Source organism: Bacteroides sp. MSK.20.12, assembly GCF_019052435.1.
GTDB lineage: Bacteria > Bacteroidota > Bacteroidia > Bacteroidales > Bacteroidaceae > Bacteroides > Bacteroides xylanisolvens.
On the sequence record NZ_JAHQVH010000009.1, the window covers coordinates 1 to 19,536 of the forward strand.

The 19,536-nt window shown below is 56.1% G+C and carries 30 protein-coding genes; 11 read left to right on the top strand and 19 right to left on the bottom strand.

Annotation, left to right across the window (positions count from 1 at the left end; all coding sequences use genetic code 11):
- Window positions 1-89: 89 nt before the first annotated feature.
- Both KTR06_RS06715 and KTR06_RS06720 read right to left on the bottom strand, forming a co-directional pair.
- The gene (locus KTR06_RS06715; protein ID WP_217290095.1) at window positions 90-287 is read right to left on the bottom strand and encodes a hypothetical protein; all 198 of its coding nucleotides are present in this window, start codon (window positions 285-287) and stop codon (window positions 90-92) included.
- 111 nt (window positions 288-398) lie between these two features.
- Window positions 399-674: a hypothetical protein gene (locus KTR06_RS06720; RefSeq protein ID WP_204393653.1), complete on the bottom strand. Its 276-nt coding sequence runs from the start codon at window positions 672-674 to the stop codon at window positions 399-401.
- A 555-nt stretch (window positions 675-1,229) separates the two neighbouring features.
- On the opposite strand from KTR06_RS06720, the gene KTR06_RS06725 reads away from it, so the two are divergent.
- Genes KTR06_RS06725 through KTR06_RS06760 form a run of 8 tightly spaced genes read left to right on the top strand, consistent with a single transcriptional unit; the run spans window position 1,230 to window position 3,759 of the window.
- Complete coding sequence (locus tag KTR06_RS06725) at window positions 1,230-1,490, top strand: hypothetical protein (protein ID WP_204404715.1); 261 nt, start codon at window positions 1,230-1,232, stop codon at window positions 1,488-1,490.
- Between the two features lie 12 nt (window positions 1,491-1,502).
- Window positions 1,503-1,991, top strand: a complete 489-nt coding sequence (locus KTR06_RS06730; RefSeq protein ID WP_117616271.1) for an SLOG family protein — start codon at window positions 1,503-1,505, stop codon at window positions 1,989-1,991.
- 8 nt (window positions 1,992-1,999) lie between these two features.
- A complete protein-coding gene (locus KTR06_RS06735) occupies window positions 2,000-2,218 on the top strand; it encodes a hypothetical protein (protein WP_205095309.1) in 219 nt (72 codons plus the stop codon).
- A 12-nt stretch (window positions 2,219-2,230) separates the two neighbouring features.
- A complete protein-coding gene (locus tag KTR06_RS06740; RefSeq protein ID WP_217290096.1) occupies window positions 2,231-2,821 on the top strand; it encodes a hypothetical protein in 591 nt (196 codons plus the stop codon).
- A 25-nt stretch (window positions 2,822-2,846) separates the two neighbouring features.
- On the top strand, window positions 2,847-3,104 hold the full coding sequence (locus KTR06_RS06745; RefSeq protein WP_071150616.1) for a hypothetical protein: 258 nt from the start codon (window positions 2,847-2,849) through the stop codon (window positions 3,102-3,104).
- Between the two features lie 11 nt (window positions 3,105-3,115).
- A complete protein-coding gene (locus tag KTR06_RS06750; RefSeq protein WP_071150844.1) occupies window positions 3,116-3,349 on the top strand; it encodes a DUF3873 domain-containing protein in 234 nt (77 codons plus the stop codon).
- A complete protein-coding gene (locus tag KTR06_RS06755) occupies window positions 3,342-3,587 on the top strand; it encodes a hypothetical protein (protein WP_071150617.1) in 246 nt (81 codons plus the stop codon). The genes KTR06_RS06750 and KTR06_RS06755 overlap by 8 nt, the downstream gene beginning before the upstream one ends.
- A gap of 4 nt (window positions 3,588-3,591) precedes the next feature.
- A complete protein-coding gene (locus KTR06_RS06760) occupies window positions 3,592-3,759 on the top strand; it encodes a hypothetical protein (protein WP_158098078.1) in 168 nt (55 codons plus the stop codon).
- Between the two features lie 31 nt (window positions 3,760-3,790).
- On the opposite strand, the gene KTR06_RS06765 is transcribed toward KTR06_RS06760, so the two are convergent.
- From KTR06_RS06765 to KTR06_RS06845, 17 genes are all read right to left on the bottom strand, one after another.
- Window positions 3,791-4,249: a DUF3872 domain-containing protein gene (locus KTR06_RS06765; protein ID WP_072545356.1), complete on the bottom strand. Its 459-nt coding sequence runs from the start codon at window positions 4,247-4,249 to the stop codon at window positions 3,791-3,793.
- Window positions 4,250-4,264: 15 nt separating this feature from the next.
- Window positions 4,265-4,852 (bottom strand): conjugal transfer protein TraO, encoded by a 588-nt coding sequence (locus tag KTR06_RS06770; RefSeq protein WP_217290098.1) that lies wholly within the window; start codon window positions 4,850-4,852, stop codon window positions 4,265-4,267.
- Between the two features lies 1 nt (window position 4,853).
- Complete coding sequence (traN, locus tag KTR06_RS06775) at window positions 4,854-5,852, bottom strand: conjugative transposon protein TraN (RefSeq protein ID WP_217290099.1); 999 nt, start codon at window positions 5,850-5,852, stop codon at window positions 4,854-4,856.
- A gap of 31 nt (window positions 5,853-5,883) precedes the next feature.
- Window positions 5,884-7,185: a conjugative transposon protein TraM gene (traM, locus tag KTR06_RS06780; RefSeq protein WP_162612727.1), complete on the bottom strand. Its 1,302-nt coding sequence runs from the start codon at window positions 7,183-7,185 to the stop codon at window positions 5,884-5,886.
- Complete coding sequence (locus KTR06_RS06785) at window positions 7,124-7,447, bottom strand: TraL conjugative transposon family protein (RefSeq protein WP_217290101.1); 324 nt, start codon at window positions 7,445-7,447, stop codon at window positions 7,124-7,126. Before KTR06_RS06785 ends, traM begins: the two co-directional genes overlap by 62 nt.
- Window positions 7,448-7,453: 6 nt before the next feature.
- Entirely contained in the window at window positions 7,454-8,077 is a 624-nt protein-coding gene (gene traK / locus KTR06_RS06790; RefSeq protein ID WP_072545361.1) for a conjugative transposon protein TraK, read from the bottom strand.
- A gap of 30 nt (window positions 8,078-8,107) precedes the next feature.
- Window positions 8,108-9,115, bottom strand: coding sequence for a conjugative transposon protein TraJ (gene traJ / locus KTR06_RS06795; protein ID WP_072545362.1), 1,008 nt, complete (start codon window positions 9,113-9,115; stop codon window positions 8,108-8,110).
- 2 nt (window positions 9,116-9,117) lie between these two features.
- A complete protein-coding gene (locus KTR06_RS06800) occupies window positions 9,118-9,750 on the bottom strand; it encodes a DUF4141 domain-containing protein (RefSeq protein WP_071150624.1) in 633 nt (210 codons plus the stop codon).
- A 26-nt stretch (window positions 9,751-9,776) separates the two neighbouring features.
- On the bottom strand, window positions 9,777-10,058 hold the full coding sequence (locus KTR06_RS06805; RefSeq protein ID WP_087210234.1) for a DUF3876 domain-containing protein: 282 nt from the start codon (window positions 10,056-10,058) through the stop codon (window positions 9,777-9,779).
- 4 nt (window positions 10,059-10,062) lie between these two features.
- Window positions 10,063-12,567 (bottom strand): TraG family conjugative transposon ATPase, encoded by a 2,505-nt coding sequence (locus tag KTR06_RS06810; protein WP_217290102.1) that lies wholly within the window; start codon window positions 12,565-12,567, stop codon window positions 10,063-10,065.
- The gene (locus KTR06_RS06815; RefSeq protein WP_071150627.1) at window positions 12,564-12,884 is read right to left on the bottom strand and encodes a DUF4133 domain-containing protein; all 321 of its coding nucleotides are present in this window, start codon (window positions 12,882-12,884) and stop codon (window positions 12,564-12,566) included. Before KTR06_RS06815 ends, KTR06_RS06810 begins: the two co-directional genes overlap by 4 nt.
- 33 nt (window positions 12,885-12,917) lie before the next feature.
- Entirely contained in the window at window positions 12,918-13,220 is a 303-nt protein-coding gene (locus KTR06_RS06820) for a DUF4134 domain-containing protein (RefSeq protein WP_071150628.1), read from the bottom strand.
- Window positions 13,221-13,251: 31 nt separating this feature from the next.
- Window positions 13,252-13,944 carry a conjugal transfer protein gene (locus KTR06_RS06825; RefSeq protein WP_087250212.1) on the bottom strand — a complete coding sequence of 231 codons (693 nt, stop codon included), beginning with the start codon at window positions 13,942-13,944 and terminating at the stop codon, window positions 13,252-13,254.
- A gap of 13 nt (window positions 13,945-13,957) precedes the next feature.
- A complete protein-coding gene (locus KTR06_RS06830; RefSeq protein ID WP_087250209.1) occupies window positions 13,958-14,350 on the bottom strand; it encodes a DUF3408 domain-containing protein in 393 nt (130 codons plus the stop codon).
- 2 nt (window positions 14,351-14,352) lie between these two features.
- The gene (locus KTR06_RS06835) at window positions 14,353-15,117 is read right to left on the bottom strand and encodes a ParA family protein (RefSeq protein WP_072545369.1); all 765 of its coding nucleotides are present in this window, start codon (window positions 15,115-15,117) and stop codon (window positions 14,353-14,355) included.
- Window positions 15,118-15,235: 118 nt separating this feature from the next.
- Window positions 15,236-15,436: a hypothetical protein gene (locus KTR06_RS06840; RefSeq protein ID WP_217290103.1), complete on the bottom strand. Its 201-nt coding sequence runs from the start codon at window positions 15,434-15,436 to the stop codon at window positions 15,236-15,238.
- 24 nt (window positions 15,437-15,460) lie between these two features.
- Window positions 15,461-15,796: a hypothetical protein gene (locus KTR06_RS06845; protein ID WP_217290105.1), complete on the bottom strand. Its 336-nt coding sequence runs from the start codon at window positions 15,794-15,796 to the stop codon at window positions 15,461-15,463.
- Window positions 15,797-15,814: 18 nt separating this feature from the next.
- Between KTR06_RS06845 and mobA the strand changes: the two genes are divergently transcribed.
- The 3 genes from mobA to mobC are packed head-to-tail and all read left to right on the top strand — an operon-like array spanning window position 15,815 to window position 19,535.
- Window positions 15,815-16,258: a conjugal transfer protein MobA gene (mobA, locus tag KTR06_RS06850; protein ID WP_217290106.1), complete on the top strand. Its 444-nt coding sequence runs from the start codon at window positions 15,815-15,817 to the stop codon at window positions 16,256-16,258.
- Entirely contained in the window at window positions 16,233-17,462 is a 1,230-nt protein-coding gene (gene mobB / locus KTR06_RS06855) for a conjugal transfer protein MobB (protein ID WP_217290107.1), read from the top strand. Before mobA ends, mobB begins: the two co-directional genes overlap by 26 nt.
- A gap of 57 nt (window positions 17,463-17,519) precedes the next feature.
- Window positions 17,520-19,535, top strand: coding sequence for a conjugal transfer protein MobC (gene mobC, locus KTR06_RS06860; RefSeq protein ID WP_217290108.1), 2,016 nt, complete (start codon window positions 17,520-17,522; stop codon window positions 19,533-19,535).
- Window position 19,536 lies beyond the last annotated feature (1 nt).

Genomic DNA, 19,536 nt, shown 5'->3' on the forward strand with positions numbered 1-19,536 from the left:
CCTGTTCTTGGGACGGACGGTGAAAACGGGGAAAGAATAAAAGGAACATTTCACAGAGTCGGACAACCCAAAGTTCTGAGTTGGGCAACTCAAAGTTGTGAGTCGGGCAACTCAGCAAAACGAGTTGGGCGACTTGCAGGCTTGGGATAAATGCCAAAGAATACAATATTCCAATCCCCGACCCAAGCAGCGGAATGTAAAAGCCCGTCATTTCCGTCGGCAAGCATATCCCCGTTCCCTTTGGGAATGGAAATACCCTTGCCGCCTACGCAAAACCGTAGAAACATGCCGCATGGTCAAGCGTGATGAACCCAATCATCACACCATATCCCATACGCCACCTTTCCTTGACCGGTTTTGTCGCCAAGGTAGGCTTTTACGCTTGTCCGACCCGCCCGTTATTGCACGTTGCCGCCTTCGAGGGCGGAGTCGAAGGCATTGTAATGGTCGTCGTCATGCACGCTCAATGCCGCCACGAGGCTGTTCAACGTGCGCACGGCATCCAGCCTCTGTTCCGGCGAGCATTCCTCCGGATGGCTCAATACATCAATGGCGCAGGTCAGATGCGCCTTCGTCTGCTGCAAGGTGGACACATCTTGGATGGGAAACAGATAGAAAAGTTCTTCATCGGAAGAACGGACGATGCCCTTCAGGGCGGTAGCTTGTAATTCCATATCTTTCGGGTATTAACAAATGACGTAACGCTGCCGGCCACCGCACCCAAAGCATCGCCAAACGCTTAACACGAAGTGAACCGGCAGGTTACGTCAAGGTATAACCTACCCGGTTCATTTACCTTCGTGTTTTGAAATTGGCGATTTCTGGATGCCGGTAAATGAACAACATTACCACGATGCTATTTGCACCGCTGGCACAAAGGTAAGAAAATAAAGCCAATAATCCATTGCCATCCTTAAAAAACCTCCTTCGGAAAAGTCCATTGCGGAGAGAAATCAACGTTCCTACGGTATGTTTCCCTTGCCGCTTTCATTCCCCATCACTCCACCATGCGCGATTGAAAGGTTGGATGGGCTGACTTATTACGTGCGCAAAAGTAATTTCGGGTTTTGACGGACTAATCAAATTTTTTAGGCACAATCTCCACACTTCGCAGGCTCAGGTAGTATTCCACCGAAAAAATTTGCTTCTGCAAAACCCTATCCTTTGCCCCGCTTACGAAATAAGTCAGCTCACCCAACTCGTCAATGCATAAAAAAAATGTCGTGATTATGAAAGCAACAAGAGAAACAAATGGAAATAAGTCGCTTCCCAATCTGCCTCTGCATAAATTCGTGGGCGTGGCGGTGAGGTTCTCCCTTGCGGCACTCGGCACATCCCTGTACGGTGGCTCCCTTCTGGTGTGGTTCGTCGGGCTGTGGCTGGCGTGGAACTTCCTTGTGGGTGTAGTCCGTTTCCTGTGGGTCTGCCTTGTGTTCCTTTTTGCGTTTGTTTCGGTTGTCGCTTTCATAGTCTGGGTATTAACACTCTAAACTCACATCATCATGGATACAACAAACATTTCAAAGAACGTTTCGTTTACCGGACACCGCTCCGGCAGGATAAGCCAACCCATGCTTACTCTTTTTACAGGCATGGTGACGGAAATCAAAAGACTGTATGCTTTGGGCTACCGTAACTTTCTCTCAGGCATGGCGGAAGGCAGCGATTTGATTTTTGCAAAGGCAGTCTTGACGGTAAGAAACGAATTAACCGATATACGGTTGGTAGCTGCCATCCCTTTCCGGAAGCAGTCCGCACGCTATTCCGACACGAACAAGAGGCTTTACATCAGTCTGTTGGAAGAAGCGGACAAGACGGTTATCCTTTCAGAAAGCTATCACAAGGGCTGTTTCCACCGGCGCAACGACTTTCTGGTGGAACATGCGGCAATCATGCTCGCTTATTGGGACGGACTGCCCTATGGCGGCACATACTATACCATAGGAAAGGCGCAGATGCTGAACAGAATAATTATAAACCTTTATAAATAAGAACGCTTATGAAACGGTACAGCAAGACTGTCGCACAGCAGTGCAAGTATTATGAAGTGGAGGACATTTTCGAGTACATGGTGGAAACCTACATCAACGGCAACCACAGCACCTTTACCCGGCTGTTCAAGGAACTGGAGAAGGACGCACGCAGGCTGTTCATCGAATACCTGTTATGGGAAGTCAATCCCCAATACCATGTGGAAATACTGAAAGCAACCATCTAAAAAATTACGGTTATGGACAAGAAAATATCCCAAATGACGAGAGAAGAAAAATTGCAGGTTTTGGCGGACTACCATGCCTGCAAGCGTGAGCGGCACATCATTCTCCGCTATGTCCAGGCACTCCGCCGGGAAGATGCGGAACAGACCGCCTATTTCGAGAGCTTCGGCGAAAGCGTGCATCAAATTGTGCTGAACGTGAATACCTACGAGCGCAGGCTTGTTTTCGGCTATGTGGACAAGCAGTTCAACGAATATGGATGGATAAATGGCATGTTGCCCATCGTGGAGGAAATACGGTTGGACACATCCAACGTGATACACATCGGCCAGTCCGTGAATGGCACGTATGCCGTTACGGTGAGCTGGTGTACCGGCACGGCAGGAGGCGGTAGCCACCCATCGGTATGGGATGAACCCATTTCCGACTACAAGGAAGCGGTACGCACGGGAATACATCGGCTGGAAGGGCATTACACTTATGCGGAACGCCACTCCCTGACAGACAAGGGAAATTACAACCCGAAGTATATCCGCAAGTTGAAAGCCGGATTGCGGGAACTGAAGTTACGCTATACCGCCCCGCAGCAGTTGAGCCTTTTTTGATTATTCACCTATAAATATATAATGTATGGACGTAAAGATTGAAAGCATGATTTTCGGGTGGGACGAGCGGATACCCGAAGTGTTGGTAAAGTTCATCAATTCCGTGACGCTGACAAAGGACGAACAGGAGCTTCGCGAACTGGTGAAAGTATTTGCACAAAGCAAGGAGTTCAACCGCTTCTTCGCTTTCGGATACGGGAGCAGCCACTTTTGGCTCAAACAAAGGATGGCATCTGACCCGGACAAGTGCATGGAGAACCGCTTATTGATTGTCGAATTTTAAGGAATTGTATGATGGTTACAAGAATGACAGAAAACGGCGTTTCGACCTGCCGGGCAGCAGGAACGGAACAATTCGAGAAATTCCAGACTGGTTTTGGGAGAAGAAAACGCACGCTTGTGCAGTACGATTACAGGGCATCCGATGGGGAATTGTTCTCCTGCGTGGCTCCGACTTTGGAGGAATGCCGCCGCAGGCGCGATGCATGGTTATCGGAAAAGGAAAGAAAGGAGGCCGGCAATGAATGACGGTTACGAAACGCTGATAATCACATTTAGCGAACCCATCGAGGTTTTGGACGGTAGGTTTGAGGACATCGACACATGGGGCGTGGACAGCCTGAAGAAGTGGGTGGACGATTACGAGACCACACGCTTCACCCCGATAAACGGCTATACGGCAGTCATCACATCCGAATACAACATGAAGCCCGTAAGGGAATGGTTGGAACATTACATGCCCATAGCGGAAATGAAGGAATTGTAGAGGGATGATGCGCTTGCAGAAGCAGCCCGCCGGAACCAATCCGACGGGCTGCAACCGTTTCACACCACAGGCATGTCAGTCCGTTTCCTCGCCCCAAAGCTCCGTATCAGTCGGGGCATGGCGTATGGCACGCCAGATGCAACAGCCGGTTACGGCAAGAAGCGTCAAGTAAGCAATGGCAAAACAAAGCATAGCCGTCAGTATTATGGAGCAGGCTGTTCCGGGTTCTCTACTCCTTCTTCCGTCTCGTTGTTGAACGAAAAGCTCTTGGTTACCGTCTGGTTAAACGAATCCACAATGTAGATGTCAATCGTCTGCTGGTCGGTGCAGAGCGACCTGTAATAGAGCCGGAAGGTCTCGCCCGGCAACGAATAAAGGTCATTGGGCAGCAATACCGTGCCGTCCTCCAGACGAAGCTCCCCCTTGCCCGTAGGCTGGAAATAGCGGATGAAATACTCCGTTTCCTCGTACCGCCCGCTGCGTACCAACTGGCAGCGTATTTCGGCTTCCCCGCCTTCCACGATGGTACTCTGTACCGGCAGGGTTGCCAAATCGAACTCATACACCTGCTGGATGTCCAGCTTGTCGGAACAGGCGCAAAGCAGCACGGCGGCAACCAGCGCGAAACCGGCGGTAAAAATCAGTTCAGTCATTCGTTTCATTTTCTTGATGATTTATTAGTCCAATATGAATTTCAGTCCCACCCCGAACTGGAAGTGGAAATTTCCCGTATCGCCACCCCACAGGCAGCGTTCACGCGCATGGAGCAGCAATACCGTCCGGTTGGTGAGGTAGGTCTCTATCTCCAGCGACACCGCGCCGCCATAGACGAAAGCGTCGCCGTCCGTGATGCGTGCCCCGTCATAAAGCAGGCTCTCGCCCCAGTTCACCGTTTCATAGCCCGCTATCGCCGAGCCGCCCACGTAGCAGAGGAACACCTTGTTCGCATCCGAGAGGAAGTTGTAGTAGTAGCCGCCCTCCGCCGTGAACTGCGACAGCGGCAGGCGCGTGTCCTTGTACGGGTGGTACTTTTGCAGGTACTCCGCGCCGAACACCCACTTGCTGCACCCTTTCGTGTACGAGTCCATCGACAGCCCGAAGTGGTAGCCCAGCTCATTGCGCCGGCTTGCCGAATGGAAGCCGTCCGCCATGCCAGCCGTCAGCCGCAGCCCTTTCATGCCCGGCAGACAGCGTTGCGCCTGCACCTTGTCTGCAAGGACAAGGCACAGCGCCATGCCGATTAGAATAAACACCGTCCGTTTCATCTTACTTCACCTTCAGTTCGTTGATGACACGGGCACGCACCAGTTCGGCATTGGTGACCGTGAACTGCTGATGCCTCCCGCCGTTCTGCTCGTTTATTTCCACCACCAGTTGCTTGTCGTCCGGCAGGGTGAACTTGGGCAGGGTGAACACCGTGCGCTCCCGGCTCTTGCCGCCAATCTCCGTCACGTAGTTATAGGCACGCAGCGGTACAATCACTTGCTCTTGGATGGCGGTGCGCTTCGCCACTTTCCGGTCCACCACCTTGAACGACACGAAATCCACCGTGAACGGCACGTTGGAGGAGTTCTTCAGTTCCGTGTGGAAGTAGAGCAGCCCGTTGTGCGTGTAGATGCCCTTCAGGATGTACTGGATGCCGAAGCGTTTGCAGCCGATATGCTTCACCAGCCGCTTGTCGTCCTTGTGGATGGACTTCATGATGAGCCGCACCAATAACGGAGACTCGCTGCCCAACTCCTTCAGGTACACTTCCTGCGAATTATTCGGGCGGTTCACCGCCTCCCCGTCGTGCAGGAAGTCCTTCATCTCGATGTTCAGCTTGACCGGCTCGTCGGCATATTTCACGTTATAAGTATAGTAGCTCCCATCCTCGGTTATCACCGCCAGATTGGTCTCTCGGGAGAAGTCGCGCAGGGCGGCCTTCACCCGGAGCACGTTTTCCGAGCCGTCCGCCTTGCCCGCAATGATGTCGGCGGAACCCAAGTCCACATACTTGATGGCGGAGGGAAAGATGATATGCACGGTCTTGTAAAACGTAACCTCCAGCGCATACGGTGGTATCATCCGGTCGAAGGTTATCGGGCGTGTCAGCCCGTCGAACAGGTCGCCGGTGGACGGGCTTTGTTTTACCCCATCATCGCCCGTTTCAGTTTGCTCTACTGTTTCTTCCGTTTCTTTCAAGTCGGTTTCTTCCACGACCTTTTGCGCATGGGCTTGGGTCATTGCGGCGATGAACGCCGCCATAAGCATAATTTTCTTCATTTTTCCTTGTGAATAATAGTGATACATAAGATTATTTCTTGGCCACGAGTAGCACCGCGTGGTTCGCCTTGAGCGTTACCTTGACGGTGCGGAACTTCGTGGCGAGGTATTGCGACAGCCCCTGTATCGCACCGCGTCCCAAGTCCGAGGCCAGTTGCGCCCCGGCATCGGTGGAGATGTTGATGCTGCTGCCCATCGTGGAACCCATGTTGGCCGCCATCTCCTTGAGTGCGGTCAGTTCCTGCGACCCCGGCACCGAGATGCCTTTCATGCCGCCCATGTCATATACCTCCAGTTCCACCGGCACGACCCTCCCTTTATAGGCAATGGTACTGATGGTCAGTTCCATGCGCTCCCCGTTGATGCGTGCCGTGGCGGTCAGCACGGTGTTGGCCGGTATATACATGCCCCCGACGTCAATCGGTTCCAGCAGGCGGATTTCCGCCTCCTTGCCGTCGCTTACTGTAACCGTGCGCCGGATGCAGGCACGGATGCTGTTCCTGCCTGCCGTGTGCGCTTGGTCTGTTACCGTGTGGAACCCCATGTTGTGGGGCCGGCTGTACCGTTCCATGAACTCGGCATCGGACATCGGTTGTGCCAGCATCGACACGACCTGCTCCGCCACCTGCGTGACCGGGCTGACCGTCCTTCCCTTCGTTTCCGTTACGGGTACGGACTTCGCTCCGCCACCCTCTTGTGGCAGGTAGCGCGAGGCCATCTCGTAGGATTTCTCCATCAGGCGGAGCTGCTCGTCGGCGGTTTCCTTTGCCTTGCGTTCCTCTTCCGCCCGGCGTTCCAGCTCTTGTATGCGCCATTCCAGTTCCAGCGTTTTCTGGTCGTCCTCCGGCTCCGGCTGCTCGTAGAAGCTGCCAATCTGCCGGTTGATGTCCCGGTAGGCATCCGCCGAGGTGCGGATGGACGACCCGCCCGATGATGCAGTTTCTTCGGTCTGGAACACATCTTCCACGGCCTCCCTGTCCGTATCATCCTCCGCCACCGCCAAGTCCTGCAGGGTGCTCATCTTCTCCCGCTGCTTGCGCTCGAAGTCCTGCTGCTCGTAGGCGGCACGCTTGTCCGAAGGCAGGTTCTTCTCCTCCGGCATGGGCACTTCCACGTTGAAGCCGTCGGGCAGGCTCTCCCCTTCGTCCGACGGTGCGAATATCAGCCACATCGCCACGCCGAAGACAAGGAACAACAGCGGATAGACCAGCATCTTCCTCCGTTTCCGGATTTCTTCGGGAGTCAGCGGTTGGGACTCCTTCCGCCCGCGTTCATTCTTCTTTGCCGTTTCCGGCTGTTTTTCCGTTTTGTTCTCTTTCATGTTTCCTGTCATGATTAAAATGGATACTGTCTTTGCTTATGTCCGGATGCAGTTCCAACTGCCGCATCCGTTCTATTCTCATCTGCTCTCCCCGGCGTTTGCCGATGTTGTATATCGACGACACGGTGATGTAGATGGAGAGGGCGCTGAATCCCACGAGCATCGCCACCACCACGATGAGCCGCACATCGGGCGACATCCGCCCGCACACGCAGCGCATCCCGTCGCTTATCCGGTCAGGGATGTAATGGAGCCACTTTCTTGTCTTTCCCATACGCCTTTACCTTTCTATGGTCCGTAAATCGCGGTTCTCCAGAATGGTGAACTGCTCCATCGTGAAACCGTGAGGATTGTTGTCCGACCGCACCGAGTTCAGCAGGCGGCAGCGGGTTACAAGACTGCGCTCGGTGATGTTGCTGCTCCTGACGAGCGACTGGCGGGCATAGGTCGTCACGATATAGGGGTAACGCTCGAAGTCGCACGCCACGCTGTCCACCCGCACGGTCTGGTTGATGTTCGCCGAGATGATGCGGTTGTAATATCCTTTTTCTTCCCAGTCCTTGTAGTAGCGGAAGGCACTTTCGTCACACAGGTACAATGCCCGGCGGATGTTGCCCTCAATGGCCGCCTTGTCGGGCGAGAGTGTGAAGAACAGTTCGTGGAACCGCCTGACATGTTCCCGCGCCTCGACCGGACGGTTCTGGGAAAGGTCTTGCGAGAGCGCGAGGATGAGCGACTTGCCGTTGTCCAGCACGTAGATTTTCTCCCGCTGCTTCTCGGCGAAGCTGTATGAACTCCACAGCGCGTAACCCGTGACCAACGCGCACAGCACGACGAAGGCTATTGCCATCGTGCGTATCTGCCGGAAGCTCGTTTCGATGTTCTTTAATGACTTGAATTCCATTTTCTTTAATTCTTGTTGTTGATTGTTGAATCATTTGCCCCGCAGCTTGCCCGCGACATGCCCGGCACCAGCCCCGGTAGCCGCTGCCGCCACTTTGCCGGTCTTGACTGCGGAGTTGTTCACCTGCTTGCCGTAGTTGCCAGCGCCCGCCGCCTGTATCACCCATGTCGATACCGTCGGGATGGTGAAATACCCCACGATGGCGATGAGCATGAAGATGATGTAGGCCGAGTTGTTCGTGTCCGGCACGAAGTTCGGGTCGGTCAATGCCGCGATGTCCTTCTCAATCATCAGCGTCTGGATGCGTGCCAGCACCGAACTGAACAAATCGGAGATGGGCAGCCACAGGTAGATGCTGATATACTGGCATATCCAATGCACCATCGTGCTGTGGAAACCGTCATACACCGAAATGGCGAATGCCAGCGGCCCCAAGATGGAGAGCACGATAAGGAAGAATGTCCTCAGCGTGTCCAGTATCAGCCCCACCGCCTGAAAGAGCAGTTCCAGAAAACTGCGGAAGGCGTTGCTGATGGTCTGCTTGATTTCATACTTGCCGCGCTCGATGGCCATCCCCGCCATCGTCTTCAGTTCCGACGGTGTCCAGCCCAAGTCTTCAATCTGCCGCTCGTATTCTTCGTCGCTGACCAGATAGGCCGTTTCCGGGTTACGCACCAAAGCCTCGTATTCCAGTTTCTCCCGCTTCTCGGCGTACTCCTCCATGTCAAGCGTCTGCCCTTGCAGGATGCCGTGGCAACCGGTGACGATGGGACTCATGATGCCGTTGATGGTTCCCAGCACGAAGGTGGGGAAGAACATGATGCACGCCCCGATGCAGAACGGACGGAACAGCGGATACACGTCTATCGGCTCGGCACGTGAGAGCGCCTGCCACACCCGTGAGGCCACGTAGAACAACGCGCCCAATGCCGCCACCCCGGTGGCCACGCCCGTGATGTCCGAGCAGAGCGGCATCATCTCGTCATAAAGGCTGCGCAGCACTTCATGCAGGTTGCCGAATGTACTTTCTCCCGTCATGGCTACCAGTATCTTTGGTTATCGGTCCCGTACAGGTCGAGCACGCGCCGCGTGTCGTTCTTCTCCTTTGCCCGGAGGTACGACACGCCGATGTTGCGGTTCGTGTAGTAGCGCACTAAGTTGCGGTGGTTCTTCACATCGCGGTAGATGCGGTCTATCAGGTCCATGCGCTCCTTGTCCGTCATCGACAGGCCGGTCTGCGTGACGACCGTCTTCAGCTCGTCAAGCATCCCGCTGCTTTCCTCCAGCATCTTCGTGTAGCCGGAGGCGATGGCGGCCAGTTCGTCCGTCGTGTAATTCTCGTCGGCAAGCATCTTCTGGAACGAGTTCACGTAGATGTCCGATATTTCCCCCACGAGCAGCACGGTCTGTTGCACCTTACGCGCGTCTTTCACCAAGTTATGTACCGACTTGAGCGCGTCGTAATACTTCTTTCCCTGCTCGTAAATCTTGACCGTTTCCTGAAAGTTCTTCACCATGTTCTCAGCGGTCGTGGTGGTCTGTATCACGTTCCGCGTGGTGTTCACGATGCTCTGCGCGAGGTTCGACGGGTCAAAGGTCACCCATTGCGCCCGGACCGTCGTGGCGGTGCAGAGCAAGGCCGTAAGGCAAATTGCTATTGGTATTCTTTTCATGTCCGTTGATGATTAAAATGTCCTTGTCAATATTCGTATTCCTTGCAGTCCCGTACATACACCCCTTCCGAGGCGAGCACGAGCCGCTCGTTATCTTCGTCATAGGCGACCTGTACCCTTTCGGGCAGTTCCGCCCACGTTCCCTGTCCGTTCCGGTAGAGCGTGGCGGTCAGCACGGCTCCCCAGCGGTAGGCGAGGGCGATGCGGTACGTGCGCCCTTCGCGGTACACCCTGACCGGGGGCGACTTGCCCCGGCTTTTCCACCGTCCGCAGATGCGGTCGAGCGGGAACAACGTGGCATATTCCATAGGCTCATCCCTCCCTTGCGTTCCGTTTCTCCTCCGCCAGCCGCTTGATGGCCAGCTCGATGTTGCCGCCGAGCTTCTCCGCCATGCGCTGCACCTCCACTTTCTCGCTCTCTTCGGTGGTGTAACAGAGGTATTCCTCCAATGAGGTTTCCGTCGCATACACCGCCGACTGCACGCCGCCCAGCCCGAACCACACCTCCTTATACTTTCGCGTCGGGTCGTTGGACATGTTCACCGAAAGAATCTGCCCCTTCTCCTTGTCCGTCAGCCCGAGCAGCGTCTGTATCTGGTCGAACTTGTTCAGGTATTTCCGCTGGTCAAGGAGAATCTTGCAGTCCGAGTTGTTGATGATGCTCTCCTTCACAATCGGCGAGGAGATGATGTCCTCCACTTCCTGCGTGACCACCACCGCCTCCCCGTAGAACTTGCGGACGGTCTTGTAGAGGTAGCGGATGTAGTCCGCCATGTTCGCCGAGGCGATGGCCTTCCACGCTTCCTCGATGACCACCATCTTACGGATGCCTTTCAGACGGCGCATCTTGTTGATGAACAGTTCCATGATGATGATGGTCGTGACGGGGAACAGGATGGGATGGTCCTTTATCTGGTCGATTTCGAAGACGATGAAGCGTTTCGTCAGCAGGTCAAGCTGCTTGTCCGAGTTGAGCAGGAAGTCATACTCGCCGCCCCGATAATAGGGTTCCAGCACGTTTAGGAAGCCCGCCAGGTCGAAATCCTTCTCCCGTACCTGCTTCTCCTCCAGTATCCGTCGGTACTCCGACTTCACAAACTCGTAGAAGGTGTTGAACGAGGGTTCTTCCACTTCCCCCGAGCGGATGCGCTCGATGTAGAGCGACACGGCGTTGGACAGCGCCACCTCCTCTGAGCGGGTTGCCGGTTCATTGTCCTTCTTCCACAAGGTGAGCAGCAGCGTCTTGATGCTCTCCCGCTTCTCGATGTCGAACACCCGGTCGTCGGTGTAGAACGGGTTGAAGGCTATCGGGTGCTCGTCCGTGTAGGTGAAGTAGATGCCGTCCTCGCCCCCGGTTTTCTGGTGTATCAGCGAGCAAAGCCCCTCATACGAGTTTCCGGTGTCCACCAATACGATGTGCGTTCCTTGTTCGTAGTATTGCCGTACCAAGTGGTTCATGAAGAATGACTTGCCGCTGCCCGAACCGCCCAGCACGAACTTGTTGCGGTTGGTGGTGATGCCACGTTTCATCGGCAGGTCGGAGATGTCCACGTGCAGCGGTTTGCCGCTGATGCGGTCCGACATCTTCAGCCCGAAAGGGGAAAGCGAGCTGCGGTAGTTCGTTTCCTCCGTCCAGAAGCAGACGGCCTGCTCGATGAAGGTATAGAATGATTCCTCCGCCGGGAAGTCGGCGGCGTTGCCCGGCATCCCCGCCCAATAGAGCGTGGCGGCATCCACCGTGTCGTGGCGCGGTTTGCACTCCATTGCGGCAATCTGGCTGCCCGTGTCGTTGCGGATGACCTTCACTTCGTCCGGGTTGTCCGTCCATGCGATGACATTGCAATGGCAGCGCACCGAGGTCAGCCCGTAGGAATGCGCGTCGTTCAGGTACAGGTCTATCCATTCCTTGTTGATTTGGTTGCTCCGCGAGTAACGGGAGAGCGACTGCATGTTGCGTGCCGTCTTCTCGAAGCGTTGCAGGTTCTCCGCGCTGTCGTCGATGAAGAGGTACTGGTTGTACAGGTGGTTGCACGGGAGCAGCAGCCCCACCGGGCTGGCGAAGGAGAGGCAGCAGTCCGACCGGTCTGTGGAGAGCCGTTCATAGCGGCTGTCCGTACCGACCCGGCCCGGCAGTGCATCCAGTTCCGAGAGCGTATAGACCGACAGCCGTTTGTCGCCGATACGCACCCCGTCGTCGCCCAGTTCGATGTCCTCCAGCGTGCCGGTGTCCTCCAACGACAGGCAGAGGTATTTCTCCAGCAGGCCGGACTGTTCCTCCGTGCCGGTTACCTCGTCGCCCGACAGACGGCGCAGTCTGACCAGTCCCGTGTCGTTTACAATGCGGGCGAACTGCCCGGCGGCATCTAAAAAACGTGCCGCCGTGTCCCGGTTCACTTCCTTGGGGATGATAAAGCCCCGGCACAGCGACGAGAAGCTGCTCTGCATCCGCATCCGCTCCTTGGTCGTCTTGGTCAGATACAAGTAGCAGCAGTGGTTCAGGAAAGGCCGTTCGTTGAAGTGCAGTTCATAGCTCCGCGAGAGGAAGCCGAGCTTTTCGCCCTCCGTCCGGCTGCGGTAGTGTTCCTTCACGAACCAGTCCTGCTTGTGTACCACCGTGTAGTCGGGCAGCACCTTAACCGCTTTGCACCATGCCGCATGGATGGCGGCATATTCGGCAGAGGTTACCGTGAACAGTTCGGGAAGCTCCACTTCGAAGGCCACGGTGATGTCCGCGTCTTTCGAGACGATGCAATCCGACTCGACGGCCAGCAGCGGGAACTTGCTTTCCAACGTGGCGGCTTTCAATATATTTCTCATAGGCTTCTCTTTGGGGTGAATAACTTCCGGACGCTAATCCGGTTAATCAGGTATCGCGGGTGCTGCCGTTTGGCGAGCCGTTTCATCAGCCCGTGCTCGCCGTACTTGGCGTTCAGGCGGAATGTGAGCCATACCAGTATCGATGCGGATACCGCGCCAAAGGCGATGCACACCCATTGACCTGTTCCTGCCATGTACATCACGATGAACACCACGAACACGGCAAGCAGTCCTCCGGCGAAGATGAACAGGTATTGTGCCTTCAGCCCCTTGAACTCCGCGCTCTGCCCGATGCCCTTGTTCAGTTCATATTCCATAATCCTATTCTATATATTATTTATGTATAGGGATTAGAGGAAGAACGAGCGCAGGATGGTGGCGGCGACTATCAGGAAGATGCACGCCCCGAACCACGAGGCGGCGGTCTTGCTCGTGTCCGGGTCACCCGAACTGAACTTGTTATATACCTTGATGCCTCCTATCAGGCCGACCACCGCACCGATGGCATAGACGAGTTTCGTTCCCGGGTCGAAGTACGAGGTGACCATCTGCGTGGCTTCCGTGATGCCCGCTTGTCCGTTACCTTGCGCGTAGAGCGCACCGGCTGCCATCAGGCAGGCCGCCATGAAAAAGATTCTCTTTGTTGTGTTCATAAAAAGTTGGTTTTATGCGGATAGACCGCTGTTAAACAATGTCGTCAATGGAAAAATCACCGGGTACGATACTCTCGGCGGGAGGCTCCGGTTGTCGTATCCGGCGGTAGTCCGCCAGATGCAGCTCGATGAGCGAGGCGATGCGCCGTTCCCGTTCCGCATCCCCGGCGGTGAGCTGGTCGAACATCGGCGTGCCCTTGAGTTCGGCAAGTGCACGTCCGGCCTGCTGCCGTTCTGCTTCGGTGGCGGTGCGGTCATCCATCGCCACGCGCACCGCCAGCCCCATGTCCTCGAAACGGAGTCCCGCCGCTTTCGGCGCATGTCCTTCCAGCATCTCGTCCTCGTCTATCGGAGGCTCACCGGCTTCCGTGTCCCGGTATTCCATCGGTTCGTCCTGCCCCTCCACGGGTTCCAGCCCGCCTTCGGCAAAGAGCGCGTCCAGCTCGTCGGCGGACACTACCTTGGGGTATCGTTCCGATTCCGTTGCAAAAGTATCCGCTTCGACTTCCGGTTTCACGGTTTCCGTTTTCTCGGGTACTTGTGGCGTGGAGTGGCACAGGGAAAATGTGCTTTTGCCCAAAATGTCTTCCGCGTCGGCTACTTTCCGGGGCAGCGTTTCCTCGCTTTCGCGCTGCCTTTTCCGGCGTTCATGCCGCTCATACAGGAGATAGGCGGCTGTCCAGAGCAGGTAGCCCGCGACGCATAGCGTGATAAAAGTTGTCATAGATGATTGTTTTTTAAAAGATTCCCGTATTCCGTTGCTTGTATTCGCGTTCGATGTCCCCCTGCCAGTCGGCAAAATGCTTCTCTAACACATTGTCCACGTAGCTGAACAACGATACCCGGTTGCCTCCGATGGTCTGCACGATGCGCTGTATCCGCTCGTGGAACTCCTTGCGCAAGTAGATGGTCTTGCCCAGCCGGGCGCATACGGGCGACTCGTGGATGAACAGGCGGAGGTACTCGCTCTCATGGGCTGGCTTGATGTCCGGCTGTTCCGTCTGGCGGGGTACGGGCGTTTCCGGCTCCACCGTAGGAGGGACGGCCAGAGCGGGCTGTTCTTCCTTGAACGAGGCGACGATGGAGCTTTCGTCCAGTTCCGTCAGGCTGATTTTCTTCCGTTCCCCCATGGCTACCTCCCGATAATGGTGAGTATCTCTTCCGTTATCTCCCGGATGTGGCTTCCCTTGGCGAGCGTGCCGTCCACCGGGAACAGCGTCGAGCGGAACACCGCCTTGTGTTCCCCCGTCAGTTCGCGCCGGAACCGCTTGCTGTCGGGCAGGAAGGTCTGTAGCACCTGTAGCCCCAGCTCCCGGATGATTTCCTCATATACCCTGTAGAGTTCCGACTTCTCGCGCCCGTCCACCATGTTCCACAGCAGGTACAGCCCCTTGATGTTCGTCTTGCCCGTGTCCATTAGCGTGTCCTTCAGCTTGGTGGCGAAACGCAGTGTGCTTTCCATCACCACCCGGTCTGCCGCGATGGGCGAGAAAATGTAGTCCATGTTCGCCAGCGTCCGCAGCACGCCGCCGCTGTTTACCGTGCCGGGCAGGTCGAAGAACACGATGTCCGTGCCGGGCAGCTTCTCCAATAGTCCTTCCGCCTTTTCCACGGCATCCTCCGCCGTGCCCTCGACGACCGGGTAGGCCTTCTTGCCGATACGTTGCAGTTGGCGGTAGGCCATCGCCTTGTAGTGTTCGTCCTCCATGACGGTTTTCAAGTCGCGCTTGCGCATTTCGGCGATGCTGTGCTGCGGGTAGTCGCAGTCCACCACCGCCACGTTCAGCCCTTTCACGTAGTGCAGGTAGCTGGCCGCCAGCACCGTCAGGGTCGTCTTGCCCGCCCCTCCCTTCTGGGTGGAGAAGGCGATGTAAAGTGTTTCTTTTTCTGTTGGCATAACCGTTTCGTTTCAAATGATGCGGCAAAGGAAAAGAGAAACGGGAGCGGTGGAAAGGGATTTTTACGTTTCGGGGTACGAGTGGCTCGGCTTTGGCGTGGAGTGGCTGGCTGGTTGGTCATACATCTGATTGTCCGGATAGTCCGTTGGACATCCGTATGATTGCCGGGTGGAATGGCTGATGTACCGGTGGCTTGTATGGCTGGATGGCTGTTTGTGTCATTAGCCGCTTGACGGGTTGTCCGGTTCTGCAACCGCCCGGTTGTCGGTACGGTTGGATGTCGGGCTGGCTGGTCAGTCGGCTGTCCCAACGTTGCAACGGAGGTGCTGGCTACCGTCGGAATTATCCTCCGGGCAAAGTGGCTCCCCTATGGCATAATGTGGCTGGTCGGGGTGTTGTGCTGCAAACGGCTCCGCTTCCTACCTTTGCAGCATGAATCCGTTGGCGTGGTCGGAGACTTTCCGTCTGGTTATCGTCCGCTTTCCCCGAAAGCGCTTTTCTCCACCGGTGGGGAAAACGTATGTTCGCCAGAACATAGCAAGCTGTGTTTTTTGCAGCACGCATCCGCTTCTGCCGCAAAAAACGCTTGCCCTTGCAGGGGGCGCAATTTGGCTCCGAAGTCGCAAATTGTAGGGATGGGGCATAACGGCGGCACGGCCACGGACGGGCAGGTTTCACCTTTTAATGACAGCAAGCATGAATGAACAGCAACAGCACCCGAAAAGAAGGAAAGGCGGACGGACACCCAAGTCCGCGCCCGCCTTCCACCGCGAGACCGTCAATCTCGACGCCGCGCAGCACGCCCGGTTCCTCACCCTTTACGAGCAGTCCGGCCTTTCGTCCAAGTCGAAGTTCATCGCCGCGCGTATCTTCGGCGACGGCTTCCGGGTCATACGCACCGACCGGGGCACGATGGAATATGTGGCCAAGCTCACCGCCTTGTACCAGCAGTACCGCGCCGTCGGGGTGAACTACAACCAGGCGGTCAAGGAACTGCACGTGCATTTTACCGAGAAAAAGGCGTTGGCTTTGCTCTACAGGTTGGAAAAGCTGACCCTCGAACTGGTGGCGCTCAGCCGCCGCATTGTCGGACTTTCAGAAGAACTCAAAAGGCATGGTGGCGAAAATCAGCACGGGTAAGGACTTGTACGGCGCGTTGGCCTACAACCAGACGAAGGTAGAGGAAGGGCATGCGAAGATATTGGATGCCAACCTGCTCCCGTACCCGGAAGACGGGCGTTTCCGCATGGGCGAAACGATGGAGGCTTTCACGGCATGGCTTCCCTCGCACTACCGCACCGAGAAGCCGGTCATCCACATCTCGCTCAATCCGCATCCCGACGATGTATTGACCGACGGGCAGCTTGCCGCCATCGGCAGGGAGTACATGGAGAAGTTGGGCTACGGCAACCAGCCTTTCCTGATTTTTAAGCATACAGACATCGACCGCCACCACATCCACATCGTGTCCCTGCGCGTGGACAGCGGGGGCAGGAAGATTTCCGACCGCTTCGAGCACCGCCGGAGCAAGGAAATAACCGAGCAGTTGGAACAGAAGTACAGGCTGCGTCCGGCAGAGGGACAGAAGAAGGCGGAAGAATGGAAGCTCCGCCCGGTGGATGCGGCGAAGGGCGACATACGCCGGCAGATAGCTGATACCGTCAAGCCGTTGCTCAAGCTCTACCGCTTCCAGTCGATGGGCGAGTTCCGGGCGTTGCTCTCCTTATACAACATAGGCATGGAGGAAGTCAGGGGCGAAGCGGGCGGACGCGCCTATCACGGCATTGTCTATGCGGCATTGGATGCGGACGGGAACAAGGTGGCGACCCCCATCAAGTCGGCAAGGCTGGGCAGGATGGCGGGTGCGGAGGGCTTGCAACGGCGCATGGAGTGGTCAGCCTCGCGCATCAGGGCGGACGGTTGCCGCGAGCGGCTGCGCCCTCCGTTGGCCGGGGCATTACTGAAGGCAAGGGACGAGGCGGATTTCTGCCGCCGTCTGGCTGCCATGAACGTGGATTTGGTGCTACGCCGCAATGAATCCGGCAGGATTTACGGGGTAACCTTCATCGACCACACGAGCCGTACCGTGCTCAACGGCTCCCGGCTCGGCAAGGAGTTCTCCGCCAATGTGCTGGAAGCGCGTTTCAACGTGGCGCAGCCCGGACTGTCGGAAGAGGTACAGCCACATATAGCAACATCTGCGCCGGAACCCGATACGGACGGCAAGGTATTGGGCGGCCTGTTCTCTGCCATCGAGCCGGAGACAAGTTTTGTCCCCCGGCATCCGCGCCTGCACAAGCCTGACAAGAAGAAACGCCGCCGCAGGTACGGGCGGCAGGACTGAATGCAGCCCGGATAACATTCAACCGAATTTCAATCACCGTTAAAACAAGTATAACTTATGTCACAGGAAGATGATTTGAGAGGGCTGGCCAAGGTCATGGACTTCATGCGTGCCCTCAGCGTATTGTTCGTCATAGTCAATGTATATTGGTTCTGCTACCCCTCGATGAAGGAATGGAACATCGACATCGGGGTGGTGGACAGGATACTGCTCAATTTCCAGCGGACGACCGGGCTGTTCTCGTCCATTCTTTGGACAAAGCTGTTCGCCCTTGTGTTCCTCGCGCTCTCCTGCTTGGGGACAAAAGGCGTGAAAGAGGAAAAGATTAAGTGGCCGCATATCTGGGCGGCGCTTGCCGCCGGTATCGTGCTGTTCTTCTTCAATTGGTGGCTGCTTGCCCTGCCGCTGCCCCTTTCGGCGCGTACCGGTTTCTATCTGCTCACCTTATCCGCAGGCTACGGCTGCCTCTTGGCAGCCGGGGTATGGATGTCCCGACTGCTCCGGCAGAACTTGATGGAGGATGTGTTCAACAACGAGAATGAATCCTTCATGCAGGAGACACGGCTTATCGAGAACGAGTATTCCGTCAATTTGCCCACCCGTTTCTGGTACAAGAAGAAGATGTGGCACGGCTGGATAAACGTGGTGAACCCTTTCCGCGCCTCCATTGTCTTGGGTACGCCGGGCAGCGGCAAGTCCTTTGCCGTGGTCAATTCCTATATCAAGCAGCAGATTGAAAAGGGTTATGCCACCTATATTTACGACTTCAAGTTCCCGGACTTGAGCACCATCGCCTACAACCACCTGCTCCGCCATCTGGACGGCTACAAGGTCAGGCCGAAGTTCTATGTCATCAACTTCGACGACCCCTCGCGCAGCCACCGCTGCAACCCGCTCAACCCGAAGTTCATGACCGACATCTCCGATGCCTACGAGAGTTCCTACAACATCATGCTCAACCTTAACCGGACTTGGGCGGCCAAGCAGGGCGACTTCTTCGTCGAGTCCCCCACCATCCTGTTCGCGGCCATCATCTGGTTTTTGCGTATTTATAAGGACGGCAAGTATTGCACCTTCCCCCATGCGGTCGAGTTCCTGAACAAGCCCTACGAGCAGATTTTCCCCATCATGTCCTCCTATCCCGAACTGGAGAACTACCTCAGCCCTTTCCTCGACGCATGGCTCGCCGGGGCTGCCGACCAGCTCATGGGGCAGATTGCTTCGGCCAAGATACCGCTCTCGCGCATGATTTCCCCGGCACTCTATTGGGTGATGTCCGCCGACGAGTTCTCCCTCGACATCAACAACCCCGACGAGCCGAAGGTGCTCTGCATCGGCAACAATCCCGACCGGCAGGCCATCTATGGGGCTGCACTCGGACTGTACAACTCGCGCATCGTCAAGCTGGTGAACAAGAAGGGCAGGCTGAAAAGCTCCATCATCATCGACGAGCTGCCCACCGTGTTCATCAAGGGGCTGGACAACCTTATCGCTACCGCGCGCAGCAACAAGGTGGCCGTGCTGCTGGGCTTTCAGGACTTCTCGCAGCTCATCCGCGACTATACCGACAAGGAGGCGAAGGTCATCATCAACACCGTCGGCAACATCTTCTCCGGGCAGGTGGTGGGCGAGACCGCCAAGACGCTCTCCGAACGCTTCGGCAAGATACTCCAGAAACGGCAGTCCATCTCCATCAACCGCAACGACGTGTCCACCTCCATCTCCACCCAGATGGACAGCCTTATCCCGCCGAGCAAGATTTCCTCGCTGACGCAGGGCATGTTCGTCGGTTCGGTGGCGGACAACTTCGGAGAGAAAATCGAGCAGAAGATTTTCCATTGCGAGATTGTGGTGGATGCAAAGAAAATTGCCGAAGAGGAAAAGACCTACCGGAAGATACCGGTCATCACCGACTTCAGGGATGCCGACGGCATCGACCGCATGAAGGAAATGGTACAGGAAAACTACAACCGCATCAAGGAGGAAGCCCGGCAGATTGTCGCCGATGAGCTGGAGCGCATCGGGAGTGACCCGAATCTGAAGCACCTGCTGGAACTGAACAAACAGGCGTAGG

Bases quoted from the DNA above. Each gene is read 5' to 3' on its own strand.
- KTR06_RS06715 (WP_217290095.1), bottom strand. From the start codon at position 287: ATGTTTCTACGGTTTTGCGTAGGCGGCAAGGGTATTTCCATTCCCAAA.
- KTR06_RS06720 (WP_204393653.1), bottom strand. From the start codon at position 674: ATGGAATTACAAGCTACCGCCCTGAAGGGCATCGTCCGTTCTTCCGAT.
- KTR06_RS06725 (WP_204404715.1), top strand. From the start codon at position 1,230: ATGAAAGCAACAAGAGAAACAAATGGAAATAAGTCGCTTCCCAATCTG.
- KTR06_RS06730 (WP_117616271.1), top strand. From the start codon at position 1,503: ATGGATACAACAAACATTTCAAAGAACGTTTCGTTTACCGGACACCGC.
- KTR06_RS06735 (WP_205095309.1), top strand. From the start codon at position 2,000: ATGAAACGGTACAGCAAGACTGTCGCACAGCAGTGCAAGTATTATGAA.
- KTR06_RS06740 (WP_217290096.1), top strand. From the start codon at position 2,231: ATGGACAAGAAAATATCCCAAATGACGAGAGAAGAAAAATTGCAGGTT.
- KTR06_RS06745 (WP_071150616.1), top strand. From the start codon at position 2,847: ATGGACGTAAAGATTGAAAGCATGATTTTCGGGTGGGACGAGCGGATA.
- KTR06_RS06750 (WP_071150844.1), top strand. From the start codon at position 3,116: ATGGTTACAAGAATGACAGAAAACGGCGTTTCGACCTGCCGGGCAGCA.
- KTR06_RS06755 (WP_071150617.1), top strand. From the start codon at position 3,342: ATGAATGACGGTTACGAAACGCTGATAATCACATTTAGCGAACCCATC.
- KTR06_RS06760 (WP_158098078.1), top strand. From the start codon at position 3,592: ATGATGCGCTTGCAGAAGCAGCCCGCCGGAACCAATCCGACGGGCTGC.
- KTR06_RS06765 (WP_072545356.1), bottom strand. From the start codon at position 4,249: ATGAAACGAATGACTGAACTGATTTTTACCGCCGGTTTCGCGCTGGTT.
- KTR06_RS06770 (WP_217290098.1), bottom strand. From the start codon at position 4,852: ATGAAACGGACGGTGTTTATTCTAATCGGCATGGCGCTGTGCCTTGTC.
- traN (WP_217290099.1), bottom strand. From the start codon at position 5,852: ATGAAGAAAATTATGCTTATGGCGGCGTTCATCGCCGCAATGACCCAA.
- traM (WP_162612727.1), bottom strand. From the start codon at position 7,185: ATGACAGGAAACATGAAAGAGAACAAAACGGAAAAACAGCCGGAAACG.
- KTR06_RS06785 (WP_217290101.1), bottom strand. From the start codon at position 7,447: ATGGGAAAGACAAGAAAGTGGCTCCATTACATCCCTGACCGGATAAGC.
- traK (WP_072545361.1), bottom strand. From the start codon at position 8,077: ATGGAATTCAAGTCATTAAAGAACATCGAAACGAGCTTCCGGCAGATA.
- traJ (WP_072545362.1), bottom strand. From the start codon at position 9,115: ATGACGGGAGAAAGTACATTCGGCAACCTGCATGAAGTGCTGCGCAGC.
- KTR06_RS06800 (WP_071150624.1), bottom strand. From the start codon at position 9,750: ATGAAAAGAATACCAATAGCAATTTGCCTTACGGCCTTGCTCTGCACC.
- KTR06_RS06805 (WP_087210234.1), bottom strand. From the start codon at position 10,058: ATGGAATATGCCACGTTGTTCCCGCTCGACCGCATCTGCGGACGGTGG.
- KTR06_RS06810 (WP_217290102.1), bottom strand. From the start codon at position 12,567: ATGAGAAATATATTGAAAGCCGCCACGTTGGAAAGCAAGTTCCCGCTG.
- KTR06_RS06815 (WP_071150627.1), bottom strand. From the start codon at position 12,884: ATGGAATATGAACTGAACAAGGGCATCGGGCAGAGCGCGGAGTTCAAG.
- KTR06_RS06820 (WP_071150628.1), bottom strand. From the start codon at position 13,220: ATGAACACAACAAAGAGAATCTTTTTCATGGCGGCCTGCCTGATGGCA.
- KTR06_RS06825 (WP_087250212.1), bottom strand. From the start codon at position 13,944: ATGACAACTTTTATCACGCTATGCGTCGCGGGCTACCTGCTCTGGACA.
- KTR06_RS06830 (WP_087250209.1), bottom strand. From the start codon at position 14,350: ATGGGGGAACGGAAGAAAATCAGCCTGACGGAACTGGACGAAAGCTCC.
- KTR06_RS06835 (WP_072545369.1), bottom strand. From the start codon at position 15,117: ATGCCAACAGAAAAAGAAACACTTTACATCGCCTTCTCCACCCAGAAG.
- mobA (WP_217290106.1), top strand. From the start codon at position 15,815: ATGAATGAACAGCAACAGCACCCGAAAAGAAGGAAAGGCGGACGGACA.
- mobB (WP_217290107.1), top strand. From the start codon at position 16,233: ATGGTGGCGAAAATCAGCACGGGTAAGGACTTGTACGGCGCGTTGGCC.
- mobC (WP_217290108.1), top strand. From the start codon at position 17,520: ATGTCACAGGAAGATGATTTGAGAGGGCTGGCCAAGGTCATGGACTTC.